Annotated in this window: 32 protein-coding genes; 16 read left to right on the top strand and 16 right to left on the bottom strand. The window is 61.0% G+C overall.

Annotated features, from left to right (window positions below; all coding sequences use genetic code 11):
• Nucleotide 1: 1 nt before the first annotated feature.
• The gene (locus ACR0MI_RS20975) at nt 2–361 is read left to right on the top strand and encodes a hypothetical protein (RefSeq protein WP_480440591.1); all 360 of its coding nucleotides are present in this window, start codon (nt 2–4) and stop codon (nt 359–361) included.
• A gap of 49 nt (nt 362–410) precedes the next feature.
• On the opposite strand, the gene ACR0MI_RS20970 is transcribed toward ACR0MI_RS20975, so the two are convergent.
• The gene (locus ACR0MI_RS20970) at nt 411–764 is read right to left on the bottom strand and encodes a hypothetical protein (protein ID WP_170611966.1); all 354 of its coding nucleotides are present in this window, start codon (nt 762–764) and stop codon (nt 411–413) included.
• Between the two features lie 210 nt (nt 765–974).
• Between ACR0MI_RS20970 and ACR0MI_RS20965 the strand changes: the two genes are divergently transcribed.
• Complete coding sequence (locus ACR0MI_RS20965) at nt 975–1,964, top strand: glutathione S-transferase family protein (RefSeq protein WP_170611968.1); 990 nt, start codon at nt 975–977, stop codon at nt 1,962–1,964.
• On the opposite strand, the gene ACR0MI_RS20960 is transcribed toward ACR0MI_RS20965, so the two are convergent.
• Nucleotides 1,946–2,308, bottom strand: coding sequence for a response regulator transcription factor (locus tag ACR0MI_RS20960; protein ID WP_170611970.1), 363 nt, complete (start codon nt 2,306–2,308; stop codon nt 1,946–1,948). The genes ACR0MI_RS20965 and ACR0MI_RS20960 overlap by 19 nt on opposite strands.
• 183 nt (nt 2,309–2,491) lie before the next feature.
• On the opposite strand from ACR0MI_RS20960, the gene ACR0MI_RS20955 reads away from it, so the two are divergent.
• The 4 genes from ACR0MI_RS20955 to ACR0MI_RS20940 all read left to right on the top strand — a co-directional run bounded on the left by ACR0MI_RS20955 (nt 2,492) and on the right by ACR0MI_RS20940 (nt 6,379).
• Entirely contained in the window at nt 2,492–3,457 is a 966-nt protein-coding gene (locus ACR0MI_RS20955; RefSeq protein WP_170817249.1) for a threonine-phosphate decarboxylase, read from the top strand.
• A complete protein-coding gene (gene cbiB, locus ACR0MI_RS20950; protein WP_170619197.1) occupies nt 3,454–4,374 on the top strand; it encodes an adenosylcobinamide-phosphate synthase CbiB in 921 nt (306 codons plus the stop codon). The genes ACR0MI_RS20955 and cbiB overlap by 4 nt, the downstream gene beginning before the upstream one ends.
• An 11-nt stretch (nt 4,375–4,385) precedes the next feature.
• On the top strand, nt 4,386–5,549 hold the full coding sequence (locus ACR0MI_RS20945; RefSeq protein WP_170817248.1) for a lytic murein transglycosylase: 1,164 nt from the start codon (nt 4,386–4,388) through the stop codon (nt 5,547–5,549).
• 146 nt (nt 5,550–5,695) lie between these two features.
• Complete coding sequence (locus ACR0MI_RS20940) at nt 5,696–6,379, top strand: DUF1194 domain-containing protein (protein ID WP_170611978.1); 684 nt, start codon at nt 5,696–5,698, stop codon at nt 6,377–6,379.
• A 73-nt stretch (nt 6,380–6,452) separates the two neighbouring features.
• Here ACR0MI_RS20940 and ACR0MI_RS20935 read toward each other — a convergent pair whose 3' ends face one another.
• The 4 genes from ACR0MI_RS20935 to ACR0MI_RS20920 all read right to left on the bottom strand — a co-directional run bounded on the left by ACR0MI_RS20935 (nt 6,453) and on the right by ACR0MI_RS20920 (nt 12,076).
• Nucleotides 6,453–6,803 carry a hypothetical protein gene (locus tag ACR0MI_RS20935; RefSeq protein WP_170611980.1) on the bottom strand — a complete coding sequence of 117 codons (351 nt, stop codon included), beginning with the start codon at nt 6,801–6,803 and terminating at the stop codon, nt 6,453–6,455.
• A gap of 53 nt (nt 6,804–6,856) precedes the next feature.
• Nucleotides 6,857–10,312: an AAA family ATPase gene (locus tag ACR0MI_RS20930; RefSeq protein ID WP_170817247.1), complete on the bottom strand. Its 3,456-nt coding sequence runs from the start codon at nt 10,310–10,312 to the stop codon at nt 6,857–6,859.
• 141 nt (nt 10,313–10,453) lie between these two features.
• A complete protein-coding gene (locus ACR0MI_RS20925) occupies nt 10,454–10,840 on the bottom strand; it encodes a hypothetical protein (protein WP_170611984.1) in 387 nt (128 codons plus the stop codon).
• A gap of 42 nt (nt 10,841–10,882) precedes the next feature.
• Nucleotides 10,883–12,076, bottom strand: coding sequence for an aminotransferase-like domain-containing protein (locus ACR0MI_RS20920; RefSeq protein WP_170611986.1), 1,194 nt, complete (start codon nt 12,074–12,076; stop codon nt 10,883–10,885).
• Between the two features lie 157 nt (nt 12,077–12,233).
• Between ACR0MI_RS20920 and ACR0MI_RS20915 the strand changes: the two genes are divergently transcribed.
• The gene (locus tag ACR0MI_RS20915; protein ID WP_170611988.1) at nt 12,234–13,004 is read left to right on the top strand and encodes an FCD domain-containing protein; all 771 of its coding nucleotides are present in this window, start codon (nt 12,234–12,236) and stop codon (nt 13,002–13,004) included.
• Between the two features lie 83 nt (nt 13,005–13,087).
• Here ACR0MI_RS20915 and ACR0MI_RS20910 read toward each other — a convergent pair whose 3' ends face one another.
• The 6 genes from ACR0MI_RS20910 to ACR0MI_RS20885 all read right to left on the bottom strand — a co-directional run bounded on the left by ACR0MI_RS20910 (nt 13,088) and on the right by ACR0MI_RS20885 (nt 16,754).
• On the bottom strand, nt 13,088–13,648 hold the full coding sequence (locus ACR0MI_RS20910; protein ID WP_170611989.1) for a F0F1 ATP synthase subunit B: 561 nt from the start codon (nt 13,646–13,648) through the stop codon (nt 13,088–13,090).
• A gap of 5 nt (nt 13,649–13,653) precedes the next feature.
• Nucleotides 13,654–14,205: a F0F1 ATP synthase subunit B' gene (locus tag ACR0MI_RS20905; RefSeq protein ID WP_170611991.1), complete on the bottom strand. Its 552-nt coding sequence runs from the start codon at nt 14,203–14,205 to the stop codon at nt 13,654–13,656.
• A gap of 86 nt (nt 14,206–14,291) precedes the next feature.
• On the bottom strand, nt 14,292–14,516 hold the full coding sequence (locus tag ACR0MI_RS20900) for a F0F1 ATP synthase subunit C (RefSeq protein WP_005981269.1): 225 nt from the start codon (nt 14,514–14,516) through the stop codon (nt 14,292–14,294).
• A 48-nt stretch (nt 14,517–14,564) separates the two neighbouring features.
• The gene (locus tag ACR0MI_RS20895) at nt 14,565–15,323 is read right to left on the bottom strand and encodes a F0F1 ATP synthase subunit A (protein ID WP_170611993.1); all 759 of its coding nucleotides are present in this window, start codon (nt 15,321–15,323) and stop codon (nt 14,565–14,567) included.
• 2 nt (nt 15,324–15,325) lie between these two features.
• Nucleotides 15,326–15,658 carry an AtpZ/AtpI family protein gene (locus ACR0MI_RS20890; protein WP_170611995.1) on the bottom strand — a complete coding sequence of 111 codons (333 nt, stop codon included), beginning with the start codon at nt 15,656–15,658 and terminating at the stop codon, nt 15,326–15,328.
• A 184-nt stretch (nt 15,659–15,842) separates the two neighbouring features.
• Nucleotides 15,843–16,754, bottom strand: a complete 912-nt coding sequence (locus tag ACR0MI_RS20885; protein WP_170817246.1) for a DMT family transporter — start codon at nt 16,752–16,754, stop codon at nt 15,843–15,845.
• A gap of 83 nt (nt 16,755–16,837) precedes the next feature.
• Between ACR0MI_RS20885 and ACR0MI_RS20880 the strand changes: the two genes are divergently transcribed.
• Nucleotides 16,838–17,170, top strand: a complete 333-nt coding sequence (locus ACR0MI_RS20880) for an ArsR/SmtB family transcription factor (protein WP_170619201.1) — start codon at nt 16,838–16,840, stop codon at nt 17,168–17,170.
• Nucleotides 17,171–17,176: 6 nt separating this feature from the next.
• Here the strand turns inward: ACR0MI_RS20880 and ACR0MI_RS20875 are convergent, their stop codons facing one another.
• From ACR0MI_RS20875 to ACR0MI_RS20865, 3 genes are read right to left on the bottom strand one after another with little or no spacing between them, the layout of a single operon-like run.
• Nucleotides 17,177–17,590 carry a universal stress protein gene (locus ACR0MI_RS20875; RefSeq protein WP_170817245.1) on the bottom strand — a complete coding sequence of 138 codons (414 nt, stop codon included), beginning with the start codon at nt 17,588–17,590 and terminating at the stop codon, nt 17,177–17,179.
• Between the two features lie 60 nt (nt 17,591–17,650).
• Nucleotides 17,651–18,589, bottom strand: coding sequence for a DMT family transporter (locus tag ACR0MI_RS20870; protein WP_480440581.1), 939 nt, complete (start codon nt 18,587–18,589; stop codon nt 17,651–17,653).
• The gene (locus ACR0MI_RS20865) at nt 18,586–19,464 is read right to left on the bottom strand and encodes a LysR family transcriptional regulator (protein ID WP_170612003.1); all 879 of its coding nucleotides are present in this window, start codon (nt 19,462–19,464) and stop codon (nt 18,586–18,588) included. Before ACR0MI_RS20865 ends, ACR0MI_RS20870 begins: the two co-directional genes overlap by 4 nt.
• 119 nt (nt 19,465–19,583) lie before the next feature.
• Here ACR0MI_RS20865 and ACR0MI_RS20860 point away from each other — a divergent pair, with 119 nt between their 5' ends.
• The gene (locus ACR0MI_RS20860) at nt 19,584–20,165 is read left to right on the top strand and encodes an FMN-dependent NADH-azoreductase (RefSeq protein ID WP_170825217.1); all 582 of its coding nucleotides are present in this window, start codon (nt 19,584–19,586) and stop codon (nt 20,163–20,165) included.
• Nucleotides 20,166–20,325: 160 nt separating this feature from the next.
• Here the strand turns inward: ACR0MI_RS20860 and ACR0MI_RS20855 are convergent, their stop codons facing one another.
• On the bottom strand, nt 20,326–20,856 hold the full coding sequence (locus ACR0MI_RS20855) for a prolyl-tRNA synthetase associated domain-containing protein (RefSeq protein ID WP_480855489.1): 531 nt from the start codon (nt 20,854–20,856) through the stop codon (nt 20,326–20,328).
• A gap of 86 nt (nt 20,857–20,942) precedes the next feature.
• On the opposite strand from ACR0MI_RS20855, the gene ACR0MI_RS20850 reads away from it, so the two are divergent.
• The 7 genes from ACR0MI_RS20850 (at nt 20,943) to ACR0MI_RS20820 (ending at nt 25,593) form a co-directional block, all read left to right on the top strand.
• Entirely contained in the window at nt 20,943–21,461 is a 519-nt protein-coding gene (locus ACR0MI_RS20850) for a hypothetical protein (RefSeq protein ID WP_170612009.1), read from the top strand.
• A 162-nt stretch (nt 21,462–21,623) separates the two neighbouring features.
• Nucleotides 21,624–23,129, top strand: coding sequence for a signal recognition particle protein (ffh, locus tag ACR0MI_RS20845; RefSeq protein ID WP_170612011.1), 1,506 nt, complete (start codon nt 21,624–21,626; stop codon nt 23,127–23,129).
• Complete coding sequence (locus ACR0MI_RS20840) at nt 23,126–23,683, top strand: GNAT family N-acetyltransferase (RefSeq protein WP_170612013.1); 558 nt, start codon at nt 23,126–23,128, stop codon at nt 23,681–23,683. Before ffh ends, ACR0MI_RS20840 begins: the two co-directional genes overlap by 4 nt.
• A complete protein-coding gene (locus ACR0MI_RS20835) occupies nt 23,680–24,231 on the top strand; it encodes a GNAT family N-acetyltransferase (protein ID WP_170612015.1) in 552 nt (183 codons plus the stop codon). The genes ACR0MI_RS20840 and ACR0MI_RS20835 overlap by 4 nt, the downstream gene beginning before the upstream one ends.
• The gene (locus tag ACR0MI_RS20830) at nt 24,228–24,764 is read left to right on the top strand and encodes a GNAT family N-acetyltransferase (protein WP_170612016.1); all 537 of its coding nucleotides are present in this window, start codon (nt 24,228–24,230) and stop codon (nt 24,762–24,764) included. The genes ACR0MI_RS20835 and ACR0MI_RS20830 overlap by 4 nt, the downstream gene beginning before the upstream one ends.
• Nucleotides 24,761–25,300 carry a GNAT family N-acetyltransferase gene (locus tag ACR0MI_RS20825; protein WP_170612019.1) on the top strand — a complete coding sequence of 180 codons (540 nt, stop codon included), beginning with the start codon at nt 24,761–24,763 and terminating at the stop codon, nt 25,298–25,300. Before ACR0MI_RS20830 ends, ACR0MI_RS20825 begins: the two co-directional genes overlap by 4 nt.
• The gene (locus ACR0MI_RS20820) at nt 25,297–25,593 is read left to right on the top strand and encodes a chorismate mutase (protein WP_039541590.1); all 297 of its coding nucleotides are present in this window, start codon (nt 25,297–25,299) and stop codon (nt 25,591–25,593) included. Before ACR0MI_RS20825 ends, ACR0MI_RS20820 begins: the two co-directional genes overlap by 4 nt.
• The last annotated feature ends 60 nt before the right edge of the window (nt 25,594–25,653 follow it).

The following is a 25,653-nucleotide window of genomic DNA, read 5'->3' as shown; positions in this document are numbered from 1 at the left end:
GGTGCGCCGGGCCTTTTTGATCGAGAAATCTGCCCGGCGCCTGACCGCTACTCTGAAGGGCGCGGTGGTGATGCAGCCCGATATCGCGCTGGGGTTTGCAGCAGATGGCAATAAGGTACGGGGAGGCGACGGCAATACGCCCGAGGGTATTTTCGCCGTCAATCGCGACAATCCGCAAAGCGCGTTTCACCTGTCCATTGGGATTGATTATCCGCAACCGAAGGGCATCGCCCTGGCGCGGCAGCAGGGGTTGATCCCCGTGGCGATATTTTCATCCACTGGCAACCCATCGGCGTTGTCGGGCCGACCTTGCCCGACGATTGGACAGCAGACTGCATTGCAATTTCCAATATCGAGATAGCGCAGTTTTTGAGCCTTACGGAACACGGTAGGACGGTGGAAGTCCGCCCCTAGTCCTCATGCCCCAGAAGTGCGATCGGCGCATCGGGGGATCGGTAGAAATCCAGCGGAGCGCTGTCGGCGGCAACGGTGTTGCGCTTGAATTCATAGCGCATTTCGCCCGCTTCCTCTTCATCGGCGATGATCAGGCATTGGTACAGGTGGGTTGCTCCGTCATAGATGTCGACCAGCCCGCGCAAGCGCGGGGTCGTCGCGGCCTCGACCGAGAAACCGTCTTTCCACAATTTGAGGATCTTGAAGTAATTGTCGCCCATCTCCACCCGCAAACGGCTGGCTTTCTTCAATGTGGCGATTCGCGCAGCGTCCAACTCGGCGCGCATTTCCTTTGAAACATACGTACTCATACAAAAATTCCCCTTCGGTGCCCTTTATTGTGAGGGCATGGATGTAAAAATCCAGTGAACCGGGTCACATGGCGCGGCTTGCCAATGATCTGTTGCACGAAAATCCCAGCGCCGGATGTGCACGGGCGCAGACCGGTTGCGCGCTTGGTGACGTAGGAAGGTCCGGCGCGGCATCATATGTTTTGGGGAACTGCAAACGGAGGAGCCGATATGGGCCTGTTGATCGACGGCACGTGGCATGACACCTGGTATGACACCAAATCAACCGGCGGAGCTTTCAAACGCTCGGCCGCGCAGTTTCGCAACTGGCTGACCGCCGATGGCAGCCCCGGCCCGTCGGGCAAGGGCGGGTTTGCGGCGGAAAGCGGGCGCTATCACCTGTATGTCAGTTTTGCCTGCCCCTGGGCGCACCGCACGCTGATCTTTCGGGAACTGAAGGGTCTTCGCGATCATATCTCCGTGTCTGTGGTCAACCCGGACATGCTGGATCAGGGGTGGACATTCGAACCGGACGCGCAAGGTGCCACGGGCGACACGCTTTATGGTCTGACCCATGCGCATCAAATCTACACCAAAGCCGATCCTGCCTATTCGGGTCGTGTGACGGTGCCGATCCTTTGGGACAAGGCGCAGGAGACGATCGTGTCGAACGAAAGCTCGGAAATCATCCGGATGTTTAACAGCGCCTTCAACGGGATCACCGGCAATACCGATGACTATTGGCCCGAGGCGATGCGGGATGAGATCGAAGCGGTCAACGCCCGCATCTATTCCGACTTCAACAACGGTGTCTACAAATCAGGCTTTGCCACCACACAGGAAGCTTACGACGCGGCCGTGCATCCGTTGTTCGACACGCTGGACTGGCTGGAGGAGAGGCTGGCCCGGAACCGCTACCTAATGGGGGACCGCGTGACCGAGGCCGACTGGCGGCTGTTCACCACCCTGATCCGGTTCGATCCAGTCTATCATCTGCATTTCAAGTGCAACAAACGGCGGCTGATCGATTACCCGAACCTCTGGGCCTATACGCGCGAACTGTATCAGTGGCCGGGCGTCGCGCAGACGGTGAACATGAACCACATCGTGCGCCACTATCACTATAGCCACGACAGCATAAACCCGCATCGCATCATTCCCGTGAACCCGGTGCTGGATTATTCAGAACCGCACCGGCGCGATCAGCGACCCGCCGCGTAATGCTCGATCATCGCCGCCAGATCCTCTGGCGGCGTTTCGCTTTGCACATAAGCGCAGGCATTGGGACTGTGGGCAAAGATCGAACCGTCCGAGAAGAACGTTGTGTTGGTGACAAAGATCACCCGCGCCTCGGGGCGGCGATAGCTGGCAAAATCCGCGACCGCCAGCGCGCTGCCGGTTTCCAGAACCAAGTCAAGAACGATGACGTCAAAGGCCGTTCCGTAAAGCGCAAGGATCGCAGCCTCCTGACCGGCGACGAGCGTAACGATCGCGCCTTGTCTTTCCAGATGCCTTTTCCAGACCCGACCAAGGTCGGGGTTACTCTCAACAATCAGAACATTCATTTGCAACAACCTCGGCACTTGATAAGGTGAACGGTGCCGACCCCCGTAATTCGTGATCACGCGATTTCCTTAACAAAGTGTTAATGACGGCCTTGAGGGACCCCGATCACGCGGATTTGCTTGTCAAAATGGCAAAAATCCGCTTGAAGCGGGCTGAATCGGGCGTTTTGGGGCAGAATTCACATGATCGGCGGCGATAACAACCTGAACCCGCGCAGCACCCGGGATCACGGCGGCGGGCTGGACGGGGCCATCCGGTTCTATGGTGGCACGCGCAGCGACTGGATTGATCTGTCGACCGGGATCAACCCTCATCCCTACGATGTTTCCGGGCTGGTGCCATCTGACTGGACGGAATTGCCCGATCACGGCGCGTTCGAGCGTCTGACCCAGGCTGCGCGCCAGTTCTGGTCGGTTCCCGATGAGGCCGCGATTCTGCCCGCGCCCGGCGCGTCGGCCCTGATCGCGCGCATTCCCGCGCTTGCAGCGACGGGGCGGGTCCAGATCACGATGCCCACCTATAATGAACACTCGGCGGCGTTTGCCGCACAGGGCTGGACGGTCACCGGGGACGGCGCGGCCGAGGCTCGGGTGATTGTGCACCCCAACAACCCGGATGGCCGGATCTGGGCCGAACGCGACGCCGATTCTCCGCTGACTGTGATTGACGAGAGCTTTTGCGACGTCACACCCGGCGCCTCACTGATCCGTCTGTCGGACCGTCCCGGCACAATCGTTCTGAAAAGCTTTGGCAAGTTCTGGGGGCTGGCGGGGTTGCGGCTGGGCTTTGCCGTCGGTCCGAAGGACATGATCGCCCGACTGAACGATCTGACCGGGCCATGGGCGGTATCGGGTCCGGCCCTGCGTATCGGAACCCGGGCGCTGCAGGACACCGGCTGGGCCGAGGCCACCCGTGCAAGGTTGAGTGACGAAGCCGCACAGCTGGACAGGCTGGTCACGCACAAGGGCGCAAGGCTGGTCGGGGGAACGACCCTGTTCCGCCTCTACGAGGTGGACAATGCCGCCGCCTGGCAGGACCGTCTGGCCCAGGCCCATATCTGGAGCCGCATCTTTCCCTATTCCGAAACCTACCTGCGTCTTGGTCTGCCGCCCGCCAACGGCTGGGGCAGGCTTGAGGCCGCGCTGTGACTGGCGCGTTCGTGCTAATCTGCGCCATGTCCCTGGACGCTGCGCTGGGTGAACCGGATTGGCTGTGGTCGCGGTTGCGTCACCCTGCAGTGGTAATCGGCAATGCAATCGGCTGGCTGGACAAGCGCCTGAACCATGGGGCCAGACGACGGCTCAAGGGTGTCGGGGTTGTCGCCCTGCTGGTTGTTGCGTCGGTCCTGATTGGCTGGGCGCTCTCGCTTCTGGGATGGATGGCCGAGGTCGTGATCTGCGCCATCCTGCTGGCGCAGAAATCGCTTGTGTCGCATGTAAAGGACGTGGCGGACGGGTTGCGAGCATCCCTGCCCGAAGGGCGCGCGAAGGTCGCGATGATCGTGTCGCGTGATACGCGCGACATGAGCGAGGCGCAGGTTGCACGCTCGGCCATCGAAAGCGCCGCCGAGAACCTGAGCGACGGGGTGATCGCGCCGGCCTTCTGGTTTCTGGTCGCGGGGCTTCCGGGCCTGCTGATCTACAAGGCCGTGAACACCGCCGACAGCATGATCGGCTATCGCAACGACAAATATCGGGAATTCGGCTGGGCCGCGGCCCGGTTCGACGATCTGCTGAACCTGATCCCGGCCCGGCTGACCGGTCTGATGATCGTGGCGTTGTCGGGACAATGGAACCGCTGGCCTGAAATTACAGGGGATGCGCGCCAGCATATCTCGCCCAATGCAGGCTGGCCCGAAGCCGCTATGGCGCGGGCGCTGAACGTGGCACTGGCCGGCCCGCGCAGCTACGACGGGCAGGTGCGCGATCTGGCATGGGTCAATGGCGAAGCCCCGCGCGAGATCGGCGCGACAGAGGTTTTCCGCGCATGTGACATGCTTTGGCGGGTTTGGGGGCTTGCACTGGGCCTCGTGTCGGTGTGGGTTGGGCTTAACTTTATTTTCTGACGGGCACACTCATGCGTTTTCTTTCCGGCCTGATCGCCGCCACCCTGTTTGCCGCCCCTGCCTTTGCCCAATGCGGCGGCGGGTTCAATTCCTTTGTAAAGGGCCTGAAAGACGAAGCCATTGAGCAGGGATTCGACACATCCACCGTGGACGGCTTTTTCAATGGTGTTCAGCAGGATGGCGCAGTGCTGAAAGCCGACCGGGCGCAGGGCGTGTTCCAGAAACCCTTCATCGAGTTTTCCCGTCGCCTGATCTCGCAGAACCGGATCGACCGGGGCAAGGCCATGTCAGGAAAATACGATGCGGTGTTCGACCGGATCGAACGGGAATACGGCGTCTCACGCGGCGTGTTGTTAGCGTTCTGGGCGTTCGAGACCGATTACGGCGCGTTTCAGGGCAATTTCAACACCCGCAACGCGCTAGTGACGCTGGCCCATGACTGCCGCCGCCCCGAACTGTTCCGGCCGCAAATCTTCGTGGCAATCGAGCTGTACCAACAAGGCAATTTCGACCCGGCCCGCACCACCGGGGCATGGGCGGGCGAGATCGGAATGGTGCAGATGCTGCCGCGTGACATTCTGGAAAACGGTGTCGATGGGGACGGCGACGGCAAGGTCTCATTGAAGACATCCGCGCCCGATGCGCTGATGTCGGGGGCAAAGATGCTGTCGCATCTGGGCTGGCAACCGGGTCAGCCGTGGCTGCAGGAAGTCACGGTACCAGCGCAGATGGATTGGTCGCTGTCCGGCCCCGGCAAACCGCGGCCTGTGTCAGAATGGCAGGCGATGGGCGTTCAGGCGCGCAATGGGACGTTGGCGGATTTGCCCGCCTCGCTGATCCTGCCGCAGGGTCACAAGGGCCCGGCCTTTCTGGCCTATCCGAATTTCGACGTTTATTTCGAATGGAACCAGAGCTTTGTCTATGTTCTGACCGCCGCCTATTTCGGAACACGCCTTGAAGGCGCGCAGATCTACAATGCGGGCAATCCGGCGCAGGGCCTGTCCGGTGCGCAAATGAAGCAGTTGCAGGGCAAGCTGCAGGCGCGCGGGCATGACGTGGGCAAGATCGATGGCATTCTGGGCGCTGGGACACGCGCTGCGGTGCAAGCCGAACAGGTCCGGTTGGGGCTGCCTGCGGATGCGTGGCCCACGGCGGAGTTGCTGGGGCGGTTGTGATCAAATCTCTGCTTTGAGCCCAGACCGGAACATATCACAGAAGGATGTTCCGAAGCTTCAAGTGTTCTGGCAACGCCGATTCTGACGAATCCCGGGCGATATGCTATCGTTCTTTCATCAAACACGTTGCAAAGGAGCGCTTCACGATGATCCCTTTGGCACGCATTGCCCTATTGGCGCTGCTGCCGACCTGCCCGGCAACAGCAGAAGAACCAGAATGCTCGACTGCCCTTGCTTTTGCACTCGATGTTTCGGTCAGCGTGGACGATGCCGAACACAAAATGCAGCGTGAAGGCCTCGCTGCCGCACTGTCCGACCCATCAGTACGAAGCGTGATCCTGTCCAGACCTGATGCTGTTGCGCTGATGGCCTACGAATGGAGTGGTTACCACCAGCAAACGATCATCTCTCCTTGGAAATTTATCCACAACGAACAGGATTTGTCCGGGTTCATTGAGCGCTTGTTCGTCCATCAGCGCGGAGCGGCCGAATATCCGACCGCAATAGGCGCTGCGCTTAGTTTCGGAGCGACTAAACTTAGCGAGGTGTCTTGGTGTGACCGGCTTGTTCTCGATGTTTCCGGTGATGGTATCCACAACCACCGCTACCCGCCAGAAAGCGCTTACAGACACTTTCCTTTCGAGCGCGTGACTGTCAACGGGCTAGTGATCGAAGGGGCCGAGACAGAGGTTCAAGCTTACTATGCGAACCATGTAATTTCTGGGCCCGGCGCATTTGTAGAAATCGCGAACGGCTATGCGGACTACGCGCGAGCCATGAAGAGAAAGCTGCTACGGGAACTCCAAGATCAGCTGCTTGCAGCGCGATAGCAAATAAAGCGCATGGCAGCTTAGCCCGCCTAGCAGCCAGTGGATGAAATGATCGACGGTGCACGCCTCGCTCTCACTCCGGCCGCACCGGATAGCGGTTCCCCTTCTGATCAATCATGATCAGCCGTTCACCACTGCGGACATACAGATCACAGCGGCTGAAGCCGTTGCGATAGGCGATGCAAACGCTGCCGTCCTCGGCGATGGAATAGGTGCCGAACGCGGATTCGCCGCTGGCGTAGGTGTAGGAATAGGCCCCTCCCACCGAGTATTTCGATTTTCCGTCGTCGTAGAATGTCAGCGTGCGGCCCGCCAATGCGTCCAATTCCTGCGCGCTCAGGGGGACGTCTCCGGGTTTGGTGGGCCATTCTGCAGCCGCAAGCGGGCTGGCTGTCAGCAGGGCAATGATCAGAAAACGGGTCATGCCCCACCCTACCCTGCGCGGGTCTGAATTGGGCATGACATTGCAGTGATGGATCAGGCGACCATCTGCTCGGCCTTCTTGAGGTCGACCGAGACCAGTTGGCTGACGCCCTGCTCCTGCATGGTCACGCCAAACAGCCGGTCCATCCGCGCCATGGTCACGGCGTGGTGGGTGATGATCAGGAAGCGCGTGTCGGTCTGGCGGCACATCTCGTCCAGCAGATCGCAGAAGCGCGTGACGTTGGCGTCATCCAGCGGCGCGTCAACTTCGTCCAGCACACAGATCGGTGCGGGGTTGGCGAGGAAGACGCCGAAGATCAGCGCCGTCGCCGTCAGCGTCTGCTCACCGCCCGACAGCAGGCTGAGGGTCGAGAGTTTCTTGCCCGGCGGCTGGCACATGATCTCAAGCCCCGCGTCCAGCGGATCGTCGCTTTCGACCATGACCAGATTGGCCTCACCGCCGCCAAACAGGTGTTTGAACAGCATGGCGAAGTTCGCGTTCACCTGTTCGAATGCGGTCAGCAGCCGTTCGCGCCCTTCGCGGTTGAGGCTGGCGATGCCGCTGCGCAGGGCCTTGATCGCTTCTTCCAGGTCGGCCTTTTCGCTGTTCAGGGTGTCGAACTCCTCCTGAACCTCCTTGGCATCCTCTTCGGCGCGCAGGTTCACCGCGCCCATCGCGTCGCGCTGACGCTTGTGGCGGTTCACTTCGGCCTCCAGCGCATCTGCGGCGGGCATCTGGTCGGGGTTCGTGTCCAACCGGTTCAGCAGCTGGTTCGGGGTCAGTTGCTGATCCTCGGCAATGCGTTCGGCTGCGGCAACGACGCTTTCTTTCGCCGCATCACAGCGCGCTTCGGCGGCGGCGCGGGATTCGCGGGCTTCCGAGGCATGGCGTTCCGCCTCGCGCTCGGCCAGGACCACCTCGCGCTGCTGGGTCTCGGCCTCAGCCAGTTTGTCGGCGGCCTCGGCCCGGCGGGCCTCCGCCGCTTCGATCAGTTCGTTTAACTCCTCGCGGGCCTCGGCAATCTCGCCGGGGGCGGCCATAGCATCGGACAGTTCCTCTTCCGAGCTTTCCTTGCGTTCAGCCAGTTCTGAGATACGCTTTTCCGCCGTCTCCAGACGGTGCTTCCAACCGCTGAGGTCTTTCGTCACTTCTTGCGAGCGTCGGGTCCGCGCCTCGCCCTCTCGGCGCAATTCGTCATGGGTCGAGCGGTGGGTCAGCATTGTGATCCGCGCCGCCTCGACCGTCTGCTTGATGTCCTCGACCTGCGCCCGGGCACTGTCGAGGTCGCCCAGACCGCTCAATGCGCCTTCGGCCTCGCGCAGCTGGACCCGGGCGGACATGGCGTCCTCTTTATGGCGATCCACTGCAAGGGACAGGGTTTCCAGCTTGCCCTGCGCCAGGTTGCGGTCGGCCTCCGCCCGGCTCAGCAGGCGGGCGGTTTCGGCCATGCGCTGATCGGCGGCACGGCGGGCTTCGCGCGCGCGGCGATCGGCTTCGGTCACGTCCGCCAGTTGCCGAGACAGCGCCTCGTGCGCGGCGCGGGCACCATCGGCCTGCGCTTCGGTACGGGTCAGTTCCTGCTTCAACTCTTCCAGCTTGTTGAGCTGTTCAAGCCGTAGGGCCGCCGCGCTTGGCGCATCCTCGGCCCAGGCCCGGAACCCGTCCCAGCGCCACAAATCGCCCGACCGCGACACCAACCGCTGACCGGGCTTCAGAGAAGCTTGCAGTCGCGCGCCCAGATCGGCATCCACCAACCCGATCTGTGCGATCCGCCGGCTTAAGCGATCCGGCCCCGAGACATGCAGTGCCAGCGGTTCCGCACCGTCGGGCAAGGGCTGATCATTGTCATATCCCGCAACCTGAACCCAGCCGGAAGGACCGTCGCCTTCGACCAGGGGCGCGCGCAGATCGTCGGCCAACGCAGCCCCCAGCGCCTTTTCATAGCCCGGCGCCACACGCAGCAGATCAAGCACCTGCCCGCCTTCGGCCGTATCCCGTTCGACCAGTTTGGCCAGCGCCATGGTTTCCGCGCGAATGGCCCCCAACTCCCCTTCGGCTTCGGACCTTTGCGCGCGGGCTTCCGCTTCGCGGGCCTGCGTGTCGTTGCGCAGCTCGTCAGCGGAGGCCAGAGCTTCCTCGGCGGCTTCGGCGGCTTCGCGGGCTTCTTCCTCACCGTCCTGCGCGGCCTCAAAGGCTTCGCTGGAACGGGTCAGGGCAGCTTTGGCCTCATCCACGGCGGCGCGCGCCTTGTCTTCTTCGACCTCAGAGCGGGACAGGGTCTTGCGGCTGTCCTCGACCAGCCGCTGCGCCGACTGGTGGCGGGCGACGAGGCGGGCCATGTCCTCGGTTTCCTGCGACAGGTGATCTTCGCGGTTCTGCAGCACGGATGCGGCTTCGCGCGCGATTTCGGCAGCCTCGGAGACTTTGTCGTCATGACCTTCGGCCGCTTTGGCCAGCTCACGGGCTTCCCATTCCAGACGCTCGATCATCTCGCCTGCGTCGCGGTTCAGCCCGGCTTCGCGCTCGATATCGTTGCCGAGTTGCTTGATGCGGTTGGTCAGGGTTTCGATGGTTTGGCGTGCGCGGGATTCCTGATCGGAAAGCTGGTCGCGCTGAACCTGCTGGCGCTGCAGGACGGCGGCGGCGATGGCTTCTTCCTCGCGCAGCGGTGGCAGGGTTTCTTCGATCTCGGCGCGTTTGGCGGCAGCCGCGCGGGCTTCGGCCTCGGCGCGCGAGGCTTCGGTGATGCGCTCGCGCAGTTTTTCCTCGGCCTGCTGGCGGGCCATGTCGGCCTCTTTCCAACGACGATACAGCAACATCCCTTCAGCCTGCCGCAGTTGTTCGCCGATCTCGCGATAGCGGGCGGCCTGGCGGGCCTGACGGGCGAGTTGCGCCAGTTGGGTGCCCAATTGTTCCAGCACATCATCGACCCGGGTCAGGTTGGCTTCGGTTCCTTTCAATTTCAGCTCGGCCTCGTGCCGGCGCTGATACAGGCCCGAGATACCCGCCGCCTCTTCAAGAATGCGGCGGCGCGCGCGGGGTTTGGCGTTGATCAGTTCGGCGATGCGGTTTTGGCCGACCAGCGCCGGTGAATGTGCACCGGTCGAGGCATCGGCGAACAGCATCTGCACGTCACGGGCGCGCACGTCCTTGCCGTTGGTCTTGTAGGCGCTGCCCACATCGCGGGTGATGCGGCGGACGATCTCAAGCTGGTCGCTCTCGTTGAACCCGGATGGCGCCAGACGTTCCGAGTTGTCCATGGTCAGGACCACTTCGGCGAAATTGCGGGCGGGGCGCGTGGCAGCGCCGGCAAAAATCACATCCTCCATAGCGCCGCCGCGCATGGATTTCGGGCGGTTTTCCCCCATGACCCAGCGCAGTGCCTCGAGCAGATTGGACTTGCCGCATCCATTCGGACCCACAACACCGGTCAACCCGTCCGCGATGATCAGATCGGTCGGATCAACAAAGCTTTTGAAGCCGGTCAGTTTGAGTTTGCTAAAGCGCAATGGCCGCTGGGTCCCGTGATTCCTATGAGTAGGAAGTCTGCGCAACCGAAGGGGGAGGTGTCAACGGAGATACGCAGTATATGGACCAATGATCCGAGTTATCCACAATATCTTGCCAAATCTCGCAACAATCCGCGCGTTTCAATAAGGGGTGCATTCATACACCGCATAGTCGAATCCCCCATAGCTGATACACTCATAGTTCGGACGCGAGATCGCCGTCAGCAATAGCCGCTCGCCCATTTCCCGGTCGCAGCCCAGAACGCCGACCGTCACTGCGGCATCGCCCAGCACGTCCAGGATCGGGCAGCCCGATACCTGCGCCATGGCCAGCGCCGCGCGATCGCGGATCGGTCCCAGACGCGGGGCGTATTGCGTGTTCACCCGCACCGCTTCGGCCAGTTCGTTGCGCACACGCACATCGAACACGCTGCCATTGACGGCAACACGGGTGGCCGGGAGGTTGCGAAAATAGGGCGTGCCAGCCGAACAGGCCGCCAGCAGCAACAGGGCAAGCAAACGGATCATGCCGCAGTCTTGCGGCAATCTGGTTAACGTTTCCTTTCCGGATCAGGCGCGCAGGGCCTCGCCCAACCGGCGTACGCCTTCACGGATGGTCTCTTCGTCCGAGTTCGAGAAGCTGAGGCGGATGGTGTTTGTGCCAGAGCCGTCGGGGAAAAACGCGTGCCCCGGCACAAAGGCAACCTTCACCGTCTCCAATGCCCGCGCCAGCAGGTCGGCGCCGTTGATCTCTTTCGGCAGGGTCAGCCAGATGAACATGCCGCCTTCGGGGCGGGTCCATGCGACACCCTCAGGCATGTGCTCCTTCAGCGCCGCCAGCATCGCATCGCGACGCGCGCCATAGACGCGGCGCAGCAAGGGGATATGCGTGTCGAAACAGGCTTGTGCCACCTGGTGCACCGCCATCTGGTTGATCGTGGCCGAATGCAGATCTGCGGCCTGTTTCATCAGCACCAGCCGTGAAATCACCGGTTTGGCCGCCACCACCCAACCCATGCGCAGGCCCGGCGACAGGGTTTTCGAGAAGCTTCCGCAATAGATGGTGCGGCACGCTTCGATCGACCTTTTGCGGGCCAGTTCCAGCGCCAGAACGGGCGGGATCGGATCGCCGTCATAGCGCAGGGCCTGATAGGCGCCGTCCTCGATTATCGCGCAGTCCAGATCCTCGGCCAGATCCAGCAGGGTTTCGCGCCCACGCAGGTCGACCGTTTCGCCGGTGGGGTTGGCAAAATCCGGGGACAGGTAGGCAAACTTGACCGCGCCCTGACCTGCTGCCGCTGCATATTCGTCGGCCCCGCGGTTGCCATTGATGCTGAGTTTGTCAAAACGCGGCTCGTAGGCATTGAAAGCCGCCAGCGCGCCCAGATAGGTGGGCCACCCGACGAGGGCCGTATCCCCGGGCGACAGGAACAGCTTACCCAGATAATCCAGCGCCTGCTGCGACCCCGAGGTGATCAGGATGTTGTCGATGCCGCATTCGACCCCGATCGCACGCATATGATCCGCCAGCCACTGGCGCAGCGGCACGTAACCTTCGCTGACCGAATACTGCAGGGCCTGCGCCCTTTGTTCGGGGGACAACGCGGCCTGAAAGGCTTGTGCAAAGGCGTCCGCCGGGAACAGCGCCGGGTCCGGTATGCCGCCTGCAAAGGAAATGATGTCCGGCTGATCCAGCAGTTTCAGCAATTCGCGGATCTCGGATGCCTTCATCCGGGATGCGCGGGTGGCATAAAGCTTGTCCATGGCAATCGACCTCCTCAGCCTGTTACGGCGGCACGCTATTCACGTTTGCATTAAAGTCAATATTGCTGACCTATTATTTCAATCATCGTGATGGCGCATTCTTGCACATGGGCCGAATACGTGGTCATGTTAGTTGACCAATTTCACGTGATGACCGATGCCCTTTCACAAAGTTCAAAGCGAAAAGCTGTCTCTGGCCGTGGTCCGGCAGATCGAATTGCTGATATTGCGCGGGATTCTGCGCCCCGGAGAGCGCCTGCCGGCGGAAAGGGAACTGGCCGACCGGATGGGTGTCTCGCGCCCGTCTTTGCGTGACGCGATATCGGAATTGCAGGATCAGGGGTTGCTGACGGCCAAAGCGGGATCTGGCATTTATGTTGCCGATGTTCTGGGCTCGGCCTTCTCGCCGGGTCTGATCCGTCTGTTCGGCAGCCATGACGAGGCCGTGTTCGACTATCTGTCGTTTCGGCGGGATATGGAGGGGCTGGCGGCCGAGCGCGCGGCCCGGCTGGGATCAGAAAGCGATCTGAAGGTGGTGCAGGCGATCATCGACAAGATGGAAGCCGCCCATGCCCGCAACGCCGCCGAGGAAGAGGCAAATCTGGACGCGCAGTTCCACATGGCGATCATCGAAGCCAGCCACAACGTGGTCATGCTGCACATGATGCGGTCGATGTACGATCTGCTGCGTCAGGGCGTCTTCTACAACCGACAGGTGATGTTCCAGCAACGCACCAACCGAGAGGCCATTCTGGAACAGCACCGCGCCATCAATACCGCCCTGCAGGACCGCGATCCGCAGGGGGCGCGGCAGGCGGTCGAGCAGCATCTGAGCTTTGTTGAACAATGTCTGGCGGATCAGCAGAAAGCGCTGCGGAACGAGGCGATTGCCCAACAGCGACTGGAGCATGAAACCGGCAAGCCCTGACGGCTTAACTCGGGACTGTACGGAAACAAAAAAACCCGAAGGCCAGCGGCTTTCGGGTTTTCCTTGATCACGATGTGATACGGTTAGTGAAGCTTTTCACCAACGTCGGCAATGGATGCGTCGATCAGCTTGTTGGCCTGCGTCGCAGTCATCTGCTTGGCCAGAACGGCGTTCGCGGCGGAAACCGCAATCGTAATGGCCTGATCACGGACTTCCTTTACGGCCGAAGCTTCGGCCGATGCGATCTGATCCTGTGCGGCCGCCAGACGACGGGCAATGGATTTCTCCAGATCGACCTTGGCCTGTTCCGCCGCCAGTGCCGCATCGTCTTTCGCCGCCGCCACAATCGCGTCTGCCTGAGTCTGCACCTCGCGCTGCTTGCGCTCGTACGAGGCCAGCAGGCTGCGGGCTTCTTCGTGCAGGGCGCGGGCTTCGTCGAGTTCCGACTTGATGCCTTCGGCCCGTTTGTCCAGGGCACCGCCGATCAGGCCGGGAACCTTGAAGTAGAACAGGACCGCAATGAAGACGATAAAGCCCAGAAGGACGACAAAGTCGGTATTGCCAAGCGAGAAGAACGGGCCGCTCGCGGCCAGAGCCGGGCTGGCGGCACCGAGGGTCAGGATAAGAGCAAGAGTGTTGCGCATGTCACTTATCCTTTCATCTGTGCGTCAACTGCACCGTCGATGGCTTTGGCATCCGCCTCGCCGCCCAGTGCGGTAACCAGTTCAGCTGCCGTATCCTTGGCAACCACTTGAATGCTTTCCAGCGCACCGGCACGGATGTCGGCAATTGCCTTTTCCGATTCAGCCGCCTTTGCAGCGATTTCCGCGTCCGCCTTGGCAATCGCGTCATCCAGATCGGCCTGGATTTCCGCGCGTGCTTCGGCAGCGATACGCTGCGCTTCGGCACGGGCATCGGCCAGTGCCTTGTTATAGGCCTCTTCAGCCTCGACCGCTTTGGCCTTCAGATCTTCGGCCGCAGCCAGGTCATTTGTAATGGTCCCCTGGCGTTCAGCCAGGATTGCCGCGATGCGCGGCAAGGCCACGCGGGACAGGACCAGAAAGATGACGACCAGCGTAATGACCAGCCAGAAAATCTGGTTGGGGAACCAATCGAAGCAGAGCTGCGGCATCCCGATGGCTGAGCCATAGGAGTCGACGCACGAGCCAACTACTTCTTCGCTAATGGGTTCAGTCGCCATGATGTCCTCCGTCGGAACGTTGTCTTTACAACAGGTGGGCCGCTATGGCTTGGACCCACCTGCGCGTAAGGATCAGGTTCCGCAGATTAGACGGCGAACATCAGCAGCAGCGAGACCAGGAATGCGAAGATCCCCAGGGCTTCTGCGAATGCGATACCGATGAACAGGGTTGCGGTCTGCGATGCAGCCGCCGAAGGGTTGCGCAGGGCGCCGGCCAGGAAGTTGCCTGCAACGTTGCCCACCCCGATTGCGGCTGCGCCGGAACCGATTGCTGCCAGGCCTGCGCCGATGTGTGCGAGATCGCCTTCCATGATGTATCTCCTTACGAATTGGAAGTTTCGATGTTGGGGTATCGGACCTTAGTGGGAAGGATGCAGTGCATCTTTCAGATAAACACAGGTCAGAATGGTGAATACGTAGGCCTGGATGAAGGCCACCAGGACCTCGAGGCCGTACATTGCGGTGATCGCCAGAACGGACACGGGCGAGATCACGGCAACCGCGGCAAAGCCCGCGAACACCTTGATAACCGCGTGGCCTGCCATGACGTTACCGGCAAGACGAATGGAGTGGCTGACGGGGCGCACGAAGTACGAAATCAGCTCGATGATCGCCAGAATGGGGCGCAGTGCCAGTGGCGCGCTCGAGACCCAGAACAGGCCCAGGAACCCGGCACCGTTCTTGACGAAACCCAGAATGGTCACGGTCAGGAACACGGCCAGCGCCAGCGGGATGGTGACCGCGAAGTGTGACGTGGTTGTAAACGAGGTCGGGATCAGGCCCAGGAAGTTCGCGGAGACGATGAACATGAACAAGGTCATGACATAGGGGAAGAACTTGACGCCTTCCTTGCCGCAGATGTCTTCCAGCATCTTGTAGATGAAGCCGTAGGTCAGCTCGGCGATCGACTGCATCCGGCTGGGCACAATCGCGCGTTTCGATGTAGGCAGAACCAGCAGAGCCGCAACAGCAAGCACCGCGAAGAACAGCCACAGGGTCACGTTGGTGACTGTGAACATGCCCACCGCACCGTCGCCGAACAACGGCTTGACGATGAACTGGTCCATCGGGTGGAATACCAGGCTGCTGCCTTCTGCTGCGGTGGTCTCAGTCGCCACGTTCAGTCCCTCTCGTCCTTCTCGGCAGCCGTCGCCGCCGCTTGTTTCTCTTGAGCCTCTTTCGCGCTGCGGAGCATAACCTTCACGCCCGCGACAAGGCCCAGCAATGTGAACAGCACCAGAAAGATCGGGATCGTCCCGAGCAGGCTGTCCAGCCCGTATCCGATGCCAAATCCGATCCCCAGACCGGATACCATTTCGATGACCATCCTCCAGGCAAGCTCGCCCCCGGATATGTCAGCATCTGCGCGGGCCTTTGGCTGTTTGGCCTTTTTCGCCGCATCGATCTTGGCCTCCAGCTGCGCCATACGCTGCTTTTGGTCGTCATCGGTCACGGGCGTTTTCCTCGCACAGTCTTGGGCATGGTGCTAAGGCGCACGGGGCGCAGAGTCAACGATCTTGAAGGGTCAGCATTTTGCCAATCAAGCTGCTGTTATTATTAATAATATTTTCAAATTAGAATCCCGCATGATCGTCGCGAATTGCTCAATCCCGGGCAAAATGCCGGATTCCGCATATTCAACCTGTTGGTTGATCTTTGTCCTGCACCCCGGACCGCCAGCGCCGAACAATACGCCCGTCGATCAGCAACAGGCCCAGCAGGATCGCCACCATGCCCATCAGATGCTCAGGGAGCAGCACCTCTCCCAGCACCCATATTCCCAGCACCAGCGCCGAGACCGGTGCAACCAGTGTCACGGTCGACATGTTGGTAGGCCCGACCTTGGGCAACAGCCAGTAGAAGGTAATAAAGGCGGCCGAGGTCAGAACAAATCCGATCATCATCAGCGACAGCCATGTCTCGGTCCGCGTCACATGTGGCAGCCCTTCCTGCCACAGCGCAAGCGGTGTGATGGCCAGCGTCGCACCTGTCAGGGCCAGCGCAACCAGCACCACGGGTTGCATGTCGCGGAAAGCCCGCGCGAGATTGAAGGAGAACGCATAACGGATCGGGGCGCAAACGGTCAGCAGGATGGCCCAGAACTCGGACGTCGCCCCGGCGCGCAGTACAGGCAATGACAGCAGCACAATGCCAGAAAAGCCGCAGACGACCCCGAGAGATTTCAGCCATGTCGCGCGTTCACCACCCGGCCAGTAATGCGAGACGATGACCGCAAAGGCAGGTGTCGTCGCGTTGACGATCCCGGCAACGCCTGAGGCGATATGCTGTTGCGCCAGTGCGTAAAACGCGAATGGTCCGGCATAGCTGAGCGCACCAAAGCCCAACAGCCCAAGCGCCCTCCTTGCGGTCAGATGCACCGGCAGGCGGGCGCCCGCGACGTAAACCCAGCACCCCAGCGCACCGAAGGCGACCCGGCCCATCGACACCGAAAGCGGCCCCAGTTCCCGCAGCAATATGGCGTTGAACATGAAGGACATGCCCCAGCCGATGCCAAGGATGCTGATCACCAGCCAGTATCTGAGTGCCATTGCATTCCCCCGTCCGGTCGCCGGGGCACAGTGACGGTTTGGCGGAAATTGTCAAACCGGATGCGGCGTATTAGGAAAGACAAATGTCCGACCAACTCGACACCGTATTTGCTGCCCTCGCCGACCCGACCAGGCGCGCCATTCTGGCGATGCTGCTGGAGGATGATATGGCGGTCACAGACGTGGCTGAGCCGTTCGAGATGTCGCTGGCCGCGATCTCGAAGCATCTGGTCATCCTGACCAGGGCCGGGCTGATCTCGCAGGAAAAACGGGGCCGCGTGAAATGGTGCAAGCTGGAACCCGATGCGCTGCGGGCGGCATCCGTCTGGATGCAGGGCTTCGGGCAGTTCGAACCGGTCAACCTGGATGCGTTCGAACGATTTCTGGAGATTGAACTGCCCACGCCCGAGGACTAAACCAGCTTACCGGACGACAAACACCGACACGCTGGCATGTTTTGCCAGATAGCCGGCGTGGCTTGAAAAGATATAGTCCATGATCCGGGGGGCATGGGTACCCACCACAATCAGGTCCGCGCCGATCTCGTCGGCTGCACGGGTCAGATCACCGTCAAGTTCAGCGCCGACATCAACGGAATGAATATTGCGGAACGCCACTTCGGCACCGCATTTCTCGGCCAGTTCACTGGCGAAATCCTGCAGGTCCTGATTGATGGCCGCCTCGGACTGACCGGGTTCGCCCGGTTGGGTTCCGGTCACGCTGACGATGGTGATCCTGGCCCCTTGCCACTGGGCGACCTGCGCGGCGACGTCAGCCGCCTTGCGGACCTCGGGCGGCAGATGCAGATCGACGGGGAACATGATGTGGTTGTACATGATGATTTCCTCCTTGCCCAAAAGCATGGAGAAATTCGAATATATGTACCTTGATCTACCTCAAGGGCCGGTTTTGCCCGGATTTGCGTCCGTGTCCGTCGCAGGCACCGCGCCAGCGGGTTCTTCCGGCCTCAGCAACATCAAAAGCGCAACACATGTCATAACCACGCCCACAAGGATCAGTGCCACCGGGGCGCCGTTGCCCAGCGCGATCTCCCACAGGATGACCCAGCTGGGTGTCAGATAAGTATAGGCCATTACCTTGGCCGAGGGCAGATGCAGCGTGGCAAACTGCACCAGCACAAAACTGGCGGCAGTGGCAAAAAGCGAGACATAGAGCAACCCGATCCACACAATGGCAGGCAGGTTTGCCCAGTCGGTCGCCCGTATGTCGGACCAGCCGTAGACCGTCAGGATCAGGCAACCCGCAACAAGGGTGCCAAAGGTGAAGACCACGGCGGGTTCACCCCTGTTGAGGCGGCGTATCATCGGGGTGTAAACCGCATGTGCGACGCAGCCCCAGAAATAGATGATCTCTCCGCCGCCGATCTCGAAGGCCCGGAACGCCTGCCAGTCAGCCCGGAAAATCACCCAAAGCGCCCCGACGGCCCCAACCGCCAGGGCCAGCGCCATGCGGGGCGTGGTGATCTGGCGCAACAGAAACCAGCCCGCGATCGCGGACAATACCGGTGTCAGGGTGAACACCGCAGCAGCACTGACCGGCGGTGCGGTTTTCAGGCCGTAAAACATCAGCACGAAATAGGTGGCGAACAGCCCGCCCAGCACGAAATACCGCCAGGGTGCCCGCGCGGCGCTGCGTGGCAGGCCGGTTGTCGCCATCGCCACGGCACCGATCACCAGTGCCGCAATAGCGAACCTGGCCGCCGTGATCGCCGAAGGCGCAATCTGGTTGGCTATGAGTGAGCCCAGCGAGAAACTGCCGGCCACCAGCATGGAAAACACAAGCATCGCCAGATGGCCGCGGGCCTGAAACGTCACGGCTGCCAGCCTTTGGCCTGCTCCTTGAGGAAGGACAAAAACGCCTGCACCTTCGTTGTGCGATGCAGGTCGACATGCGTGACCAGCCACAGCTTGCCCGACCATTCGGGCAGCGGTTCCATAACTTCGACCAGTTCCGAATCGCGCGAAGCTTCCCACCGGGCCATAAAGCCGATACCGGCACCGGACAGAACCGCCTCGCGCATGCAGAAGTTGTTGGTGCAGCGAAAGGTGATCGCTTGCGCCGGAGCTGTCGCGCGCAACCATTTCGAAAACGGAGCACGGCTGTTTTCATCGTCGGTGCTGACAAAAAAGTGGTCAGCGAAATCCTCGATACCTGCCGGTTTGCCATGCCGCTCTACGTAAGAGTTGCTGGCATAAAGCCCCACCTCCTGTGTTATGAAGGGCTGCACCACATTGTCCGGCTGATCCGGGGCGGCGCCGGCACGAATGGCCACATGCGCTTCGCCATATTCCAGCCGAAACAGCCGGTCGCCGGTGAGGTAACGCACGATCAGGCCCGGATGGGCAGTCTGAAACTCGGTCAAGGCGGGAACGACCAGCGGCGCCAGCGAGGCCAGCGACGTTACCACCAGCTCTCCCGATACGTCGTCGCCACGCCCCTTCATCCGCCCGACCAGCTGATTGAACTGATCTTCGGTCGCCTGTGCGACGCGCAGAAGATCCTCGCCCGCATCCGTTGCCGTATAGCCGCGCGCGTGACGCTGGAACAGTTTTACACCCAGCCGTGCCTCGATCGCGTCGATGTGACGGATGACGGTTGCATGATGCACACCCAAAACTTCGGCCGCGCCACTGACCGTGCCCATGCGTGCCACCTGATAGGCGGTTCTGACTTCGTCCCAATTGTCCACTGCATCAAATCCACTGTGCAAATTCCAACAATGACTGTTGGCTTATCAGAGTTTTGTTCACCCACGCAACGCTCATATTGGCGGCAGACGCGAATTCCACATCAATAGGACACCCTGACATGACCAAGACCATCCTGCATATCGACGCCTCGGCCCGCCGCGAAGGATCCGCCACCCGCGACCTGTCAAACCGGATCGTCAACCACCTGAAGGCCGGCCGCATCATCCGCCGCGACCTGGCCTCGCCGCTGCCGCTGCTGACCGAAGACTGGATCAATGCCAACTTCACCCCCGCCGATCAGCGTGACGCGGTCCAGCGTGACCAACTGGCCCTGTCGGACGAACTGGTGAACGAACTTCAGCAGTCCGACATCATCGTGATTGGCCTGCCGATCTACAACTTTTCGGTTCCGGCCGCTTTCAAAGCCTGGATCGATCTGGTTGCCAGAGCCGGGCTTACTTTCTCGTATTCCGAAAACGGTCCAAAAGGCCTGCTGGACGGTAAGCGTGCCATTCTGGCCATTGCTTCGGGCGGTACTGCCGTCGGCTCCGAGATCGACTTTGCCACCGACTACGCCAAGCATGTGCTGGGCTTTGTCGGCATCCATGACGTCGATGTCGTTGCCGCCGACCAACTGGCTCTGGACGCCGAAACATCGCTTAGCAACGCCCACAAGGCGGTTCAGGAACTAGCAGCCTGACCGGCCGTCGCCCGCCGCAAACGAGACGTCCGGCCTTCGTCCAAAAAGCTTAGGCCGGACATTTTTTGATGGACAGAAACCGCGAGCCCGCCGCAAAAAGCCCTTAGCTTTTTCTGTTCCCTAGTTCCTTTGCCGGAAACCCGCGCCGTCGGGCCTGCGCTCAGGGCAGCCAGGTGACCTGGCAGCCGATCCTGTCGAAGAACGCCATCAGGTCGGCGCGCGCCATGGCCAGAGTCCGGTCGTTCACCAGCGGGTGCAGGTAGATCACATCGGCCTGCCGCGCGGCGCCATCCATGAAAAACCGAACGTTGTTCTGAACGCCATTGATCATCGCCAGCGGGCTGACCGCGCCGGGGCGGATGCCAAGGTTCTGCATCAGGCGATCCGCCGAGCCAAAGGACAGGTTCCCGATACCAAGCTCGGCGCCCAGCGCCTTGAGATCAATCTCGCGGCTTTGTTCCAGCGTCACCAGATAGTTCCGCTTTTTCTTGTCGCGCAGATAGAGGTTCTTGAGCCGCAGTGCATTTTCACCCGGCATCATGAACTGGTCCTCGACCGCCTGAGACTCCTCGACCGTGCGCAGTGGCACATGGGTATGCAGGCGGTAGGACAGCCCCCAATCATCCAACTGCGCCAGCAACGCGTCAGAGCTGAGCGGTAGCGTGTCCTGAAAGGCGGATGATGCGTCCATGGGAACCTCCTGTTTGGCGCTCATCGCGCAACACCAGGGCAAATTCAAGCCACGACAGTACCAGAATTCGGTGTTAGCTTGCCGCCATGAAGGTGACGCGCAATACCCCGAACCAATTGATCCTGTCCAACACGCCCTGGTTTATTGGTGTTATGCTGGTCTTCTTCATCCTCGCCTTTGTCGGCGCCGGCCTGTTCATGGTCAGCGAAGGCGGCGAGGGCATTTTGTTCGGCCTGTTCTTCGCCCTGTTCGGTGGCGGGATGGGGTTCGGTGCTTTTTGCGCGTTTGTCCGCCGCGTACAGGTCATACTGGACCGCCGCACCAACAGTATCCTGATCCGCCGTCAGTCCGTCTTTGGCTATGACACTGTCGAGCACAAGCTGTCGGACCTGTCCCACGCAGAGATCGAAACCACGCGATCATCCGGCAAAAACGGGTCTTCCAACCTTCACCGGCCGGTGCTGATTTTGAACCAAGGAATGAGCGCTGGACGCCACCCGATTGTCGAAGTCTATGCCAGCGGGCGCGGATCACACCGAATGGTTGACGCCGTTAACGACTGGTTGCCGACCCGCAAGGTTGACTCTGACAGCCAATCGGCCTAAAGCCCCCTCAAACATCCGGAAGCCTCTCGATCTTCCGGTCCCTTGAGTCGATCAGGGATCGCCCCCCACCAGCGAGTTTCGCCCGTGGGGGCAATTGTGCATTTAACCGGTGCTTCCTACTTTGGAGGTGCCACCAGATAAACGGCATAGGAGGCCGAAGGCATGTTTGAAAATCTATCCGAACGCCTTTCCGGCGTCTTTGACCGGCTGACCAAACAGGGTGCCCTGTCCGAAGAAGACGTCAAAACCGCCCTGCGTGAGGTTCGCGTTGCGCTGCTTGAGGCCGACGTCTCGCTGCCGGTGGCCCGCGAATTCGTCAAGAAGGTGCAGGAACAGGCGACCGGTCAGGCTGTTACCAAGTCGATCACTCCGGGCCAGCAGGTCGTCAAGATCGTGCATGACGCGCTGGTCGATACCCTGCGCGGCGAAGAAGACCCCGGCAAGCTGAAGATCGACAACCCGCCCGCCCCGATCCTGATGGTAGGTCTGCAAGGTTCGGGTAAGACGACCACAACCGGTAAGCTGGCCAAGCGGCTAAAGGAAAAAGAGGGCAAGAAGGTCCTGATGGCCTCGCTCGACGTCTATCGCCCAGCGGCGATGGATCAGTTGGCCGTTCTTGGCACTCAGGTCGGCGTCGATACCCTGCCGATCGTTCCCGGGCAGAAACCCGTCGATATCGCCAAACGCGCCAAGCAGCAAGCAACGCTGGGCGGCTATGATGTCTACATGCTCGACACCGCGGGCCGTCTGCATATTGACGAAGTGCTGATGGACGAGGTCGAGCAGGTCCGCAATGCGGTCGACCCACGCGAGACCCTGCTGGTGGTCGACGGCCTGACCGGTCAGGTCGCCGTCGAGGTGGCAGAGGAATTCGACGCCAAGGTCGGCATCTCGGGCGTGGTCCTGACCCGGATGGACGGTGACGGGCGCGGCGGCGCGGCGCTGTCGATGCGCGCGGTCACCGGCAAGCCGATCCGCTTTGTCGGTCTTGGCGAAAAGATGGACGCGCTCGAAACCTTCGAGCCGGACCGGATCGCCGGTCGTATTCTGGGCATGGGCGACATCGTTGCTCTGGTCGAAAAGGCCCAGGAAACGATGGAGATGGAACAGACCGAGCGCATGATGAAGCGCATGGTCAAAGGTCAGTTCAATATGAACGACCTGAAGATGCAGCTGGAGCAGATGATCCAGATGGGCGGCATGCAGGGCATGATGGGCATGATGCCGGGCATGGGCAAAATGGCCAAGCAGATGGATCAGGCCGGTCTGGACGACAAGATCCTGCGCCAGCAGATCGCCTTGATCCAATCCATGACCAAACGCGAACGCGCCAACCCGCAATTGCTGCAGGCCAGCCGCAAGAAACGGATTGCAGCCGGTTCGGGGATGGAGGTCAGCGACCTCAACAAGCTGCTCAAGATGCACCGGCAGATGTCGGACATGATGAAAAAGATGGGCAAGATGGGCAAAGGCAAGATGCTGAAACAAGCCATGAAGGGCATGTTCGGCAAAGGTGGCCCCTCGCCCGAAGAAATGGCCGCTGGCATGGACCCCAAGGCGCTGGAACAGGCCGCCAAGGCAATGGGCGGCAAGATGCCCGGAATGCCTGGAATGGGTGGCGGCATGGCTCTGCCCCCGGGCCTGAGCGGGTTCGGAAAGAAAAAGTGACGCCAGCACGCTGCACCCAGCCCCCGTCCGGAAAGGCGGCGATGGCAGCAGCGCAGTATCGCGCGGCTCTGCCGGTCCTTGAGACCCGGCGGCTGGTTCTGCGTGCTCCTACCTTGAATGATCTGCCGGTATGGACAGCGATCTGCAAGGAAAGCTTTGGCGATACCGACCAGGAAGCCTGGACCGAGTTCTCGTACTATGCATCCGGTTGGATTTTGCATGGTCATGGCCTGTTCACGGCCGCATTGAGAGATCAGGAAGTGGCCATTGGCTTTGTCGTTCTGGGTCTCGAATGGGACGATCAGGAACCCGAGCTTGGCTATCTGTTTTCAGCCGATCATCGCATGCAGTGCTATGCGACCGAAGCTTGTGCCGCGGTTCGCGATTTCGGCTTTGATCTTCTCGGATCGGGTTGCTTCGTTAGCTATGTGTCGGCATCCAACACCAGATCAAATGCACTTGCCAAACGGCTGGGCGCTGTGCGGGACGTGAATGCAGAGCACGCGATTGGCGCGGATCAGCATGTCTGGCGTTATGGCGAGGTGCAGGCATGACACTTGCGTTGGCCATACCCACCCTTGAGACTGAGCGCCTGATTATGCGTGCGCCGTCGGAAGCGGATCTTGACGCCGATACAGCGTTTTTCGCCAGCGATGCCGCGCGATATGTCGGCGGTCCGCTGCGCCGGGATGAGACATGGCGTCTGGTCGCCTCGCTTCTGGGCCATTGGGCGTTGCGCGGCTACGGTTACTGGAGTGTCGATGAAAAGGACACCGGCACCTATGTCGGGCGGATCGGTCTTTGGTTTCCGGAAGGCTGGCCCGAGCCCGAGGTCGGCTGGACACTGATGAACCACGCCACCGGCAAGGGCTATGCGACCGAAACCGCGCTGACCGCTCGGGCATATGCCTATGACGTGCTGGGGTGGGAAACGGCGATTTCGCTGATCGATCTGGATAATCACGCCAGCAAGGCGGTGGCCCAACGTCTGGGGGCGCAGTTCGAATATTACTATGACCACCCCAAATTCGGCAAAACCGAAATCTGGCGGCACCCTGCCCCGGCTGATCTGGTGAATGGCGGGATGGAGGCCTACGCATGATTGACCTCTGCATTCCTACCCTGAAAACCGAACGCCTGATCCTGCGCGGACCCGAGGCGCGGGATTTCGACAATGTCGCGGATTTCTTTGCCGACAAGGACCGCAGCTGGGATTTTGGCGGACCGCTGGACCGAAATCAGGCGTGGCGCTGGTTTGCCAGCATGATCGGCCATTGGGTTCTGCACGGCTATGGCTTCTGGACCGTTGAAACGCATGACGGTCAGCCCGTGGGCTTTGTCGGGCTGTGGTCGCCGGAAGGCTGGCCCGAGCCGGAACTGGGCTGGGTCATGTTCGCCGGAAGCGAAGGCAAGGGATTTGCCCGTGAGGCCGCTGAAGAGGCGCGCCTTTATGCCTATGAGGTTCTGGGGTTCGAAACGCTGAGCTCGAACATCTTTCCGGGCAACGAACGCTCGATCGCGCTGGCCGAGCGGCTGGGCGCGCAGTACGAGCGCAGTTTCGAAAACGTCTCGCACGGCACCGAACTGGTGTACCGCCATCCCGGCCCCGACCAGATTTCGGAGGGGCTCGCATGACGACATTCACCATCCCTTCGATTGAAACCGAGCGCCTGATCCTGCGCGCGCCCGAATTGGGTGATCTGCCCACAATGACCGCATTCTTTGCGACCGAACGCAGTCATATGGTTGGCGGACCCAAGGATGAATTCGCCTGCTGGAGTTCACTGGCAAACCGGCTGGGGCACTGGGCACTGAGAGGCTATGGCCTGTGGCATCTGACCGAAAAGGCCAGTGGCGCCTTCGTGGGATGGGCCGGTATGATCGATGTCCCCGGCTGGGCCGAACCCGAACTGGGTTGGACCCTGATGGCCGAGGCCGAAGGCAAAGGTCTGGGTTATGAGGCTGCGAACGCGGCCCGTGCCTATGCGGCGCGGCACCAGGGCCTGAACGGCGTCATTTCGTACATTGCCCACGCGAACGACCGCTCGCGCGCCCTGGCCGGGCGGCTTGGGGCCACCTACGAGCGCGACGGTGAATTGCTGGGCAAAAAGGCCCAGATCTGGCGCCACCCGCAGATTGACCCAATGACCTCCGAAAGGACCGGCCAATGACCAACCCCGTGACACAGGCTGCTGCGTTGCTGAAGGATCACCGCGAGAGCATCGACCGGCTGGACGCGATCCTTGTCTATACGCTGGGCGAGCGGTTCAAGCACACGCAGGCCGTTGGCAAGCTCAAGGCCGCACACGACCTTCCCCCGTCCGATCCCTCGCGCGAGGCTGCGCAGATCGCACGGTTAGAAGACCTGGCGAAAGAGGCCGATCTGGACCCCGATTTCGCCAAGGCTTTCCTGAACTTCATCATTCAGGAAGTCATCCGACACCATAAGAAACACCAGAACTAAACCGGGATTGTCCCGGCTTTCACAAGACACGCCTTTGGCGTGATGCCATTCAAAGGAGAT

The organism is Ruegeria sp. D4 (assembly GCF_056534475.1).
The sequence above is the reverse complement of the archived record's forward strand: the minus strand, read 5'-3'. Positions and strand labels throughout refer to the sequence as shown.

Coding starts and splice junctions, on each gene's coding strand:
- ACR0MI_RS20970 (WP_170611966.1), bottom strand. CDS start 764: ATGAGTACGTATGTTTCAAAGGAAATGCGCGCCGAGTTGGACGCTGCG.
- ACR0MI_RS20965 (WP_170611968.1), top strand. CDS start 975: ATGGGCCTGTTGATCGACGGCACGTGGCATGACACCTGGTATGACACC.
- ACR0MI_RS20960 (WP_170611970.1), bottom strand. CDS start 2,308: ATGAATGTTCTGATTGTTGAGAGTAACCCCGACCTTGGTCGGGTCTGG.
- ACR0MI_RS20955 (WP_170817249.1), top strand. CDS start 2,492: ATGATCGGCGGCGATAACAACCTGAACCCGCGCAGCACCCGGGATCAC.
- ACR0MI_RS20945 (WP_170817248.1), top strand. CDS start 4,386: ATGCGTTTTCTTTCCGGCCTGATCGCCGCCACCCTGTTTGCCGCCCCT.
- ACR0MI_RS20940 (WP_170611978.1), top strand. CDS start 5,696: ATGATCCCTTTGGCACGCATTGCCCTATTGGCGCTGCTGCCGACCTGC.
- ACR0MI_RS20935 (WP_170611980.1), bottom strand. CDS start 6,803: ATGACCCGTTTTCTGATCATTGCCCTGCTGACAGCCAGCCCGCTTGCG.
- ACR0MI_RS20925 (WP_170611984.1), bottom strand. CDS start 10,840: ATGATCCGTTTGCTTGCCCTGTTGCTGCTGGCGGCCTGTTCGGCTGGC.
- ACR0MI_RS20920 (WP_170611986.1), bottom strand. CDS start 12,076: ATGGACAAGCTTTATGCCACCCGCGCATCCCGGATGAAGGCATCCGAG.
- ACR0MI_RS20915 (WP_170611988.1), top strand. CDS start 12,234: ATGCCCTTTCACAAAGTTCAAAGCGAAAAGCTGTCTCTGGCCGTGGTC.
- ACR0MI_RS20910 (WP_170611989.1), bottom strand. CDS start 13,648: ATGCGCAACACTCTTGCTCTTATCCTGACCCTCGGTGCCGCCAGCCCG.
- ACR0MI_RS20905 (WP_170611991.1), bottom strand. CDS start 14,205: ATGGCGACTGAACCCATTAGCGAAGAAGTAGTTGGCTCGTGCGTCGAC.
- ACR0MI_RS20900 (WP_005981269.1), bottom strand. CDS start 14,516: ATGGAAGGCGATCTCGCACACATCGGCGCAGGCCTGGCAGCAATCGGT.
- ACR0MI_RS20885 (WP_170817246.1), bottom strand. CDS start 16,754: ATGGCACTCAGATACTGGCTGGTGATCAGCATCCTTGGCATCGGCTGG.
- ACR0MI_RS20880 (WP_170619201.1), top strand. CDS start 16,838: ATGTCCGACCAACTCGACACCGTATTTGCTGCCCTCGCCGACCCGACC.
- ACR0MI_RS20875 (WP_170817245.1), bottom strand. CDS start 17,590: ATGTACAACCACATCATGTTCCCCGTCGATCTGCATCTGCCGCCCGAG.
- ACR0MI_RS20860 (WP_170825217.1), top strand. CDS start 19,584: ATGACCAAGACCATCCTGCATATCGACGCCTCGGCCCGCCGCGAAGGA.
- ACR0MI_RS20855 (WP_480855489.1), bottom strand. CDS start 20,856: ATGGACGCATCATCCGCCTTTCAGGACACGCTACCGCTCAGCTCTGAC.
- ACR0MI_RS20850 (WP_170612009.1), top strand. CDS start 20,943: ATGAAGGTGACGCGCAATACCCCGAACCAATTGATCCTGTCCAACACG.
- ffh (WP_170612011.1), top strand. CDS start 21,624: ATGTTTGAAAATCTATCCGAACGCCTTTCCGGCGTCTTTGACCGGCTG.
- ACR0MI_RS20835 (WP_170612015.1), top strand. CDS start 23,680: ATGACACTTGCGTTGGCCATACCCACCCTTGAGACTGAGCGCCTGATT.
- ACR0MI_RS20830 (WP_170612016.1), top strand. CDS start 24,228: ATGATTGACCTCTGCATTCCTACCCTGAAAACCGAACGCCTGATCCTG.
- ACR0MI_RS20825 (WP_170612019.1), top strand. CDS start 24,761: ATGACGACATTCACCATCCCTTCGATTGAAACCGAGCGCCTGATCCTG.
- ACR0MI_RS20820 (WP_039541590.1), top strand. CDS start 25,297: ATGACCAACCCCGTGACACAGGCTGCTGCGTTGCTGAAGGATCACCGC.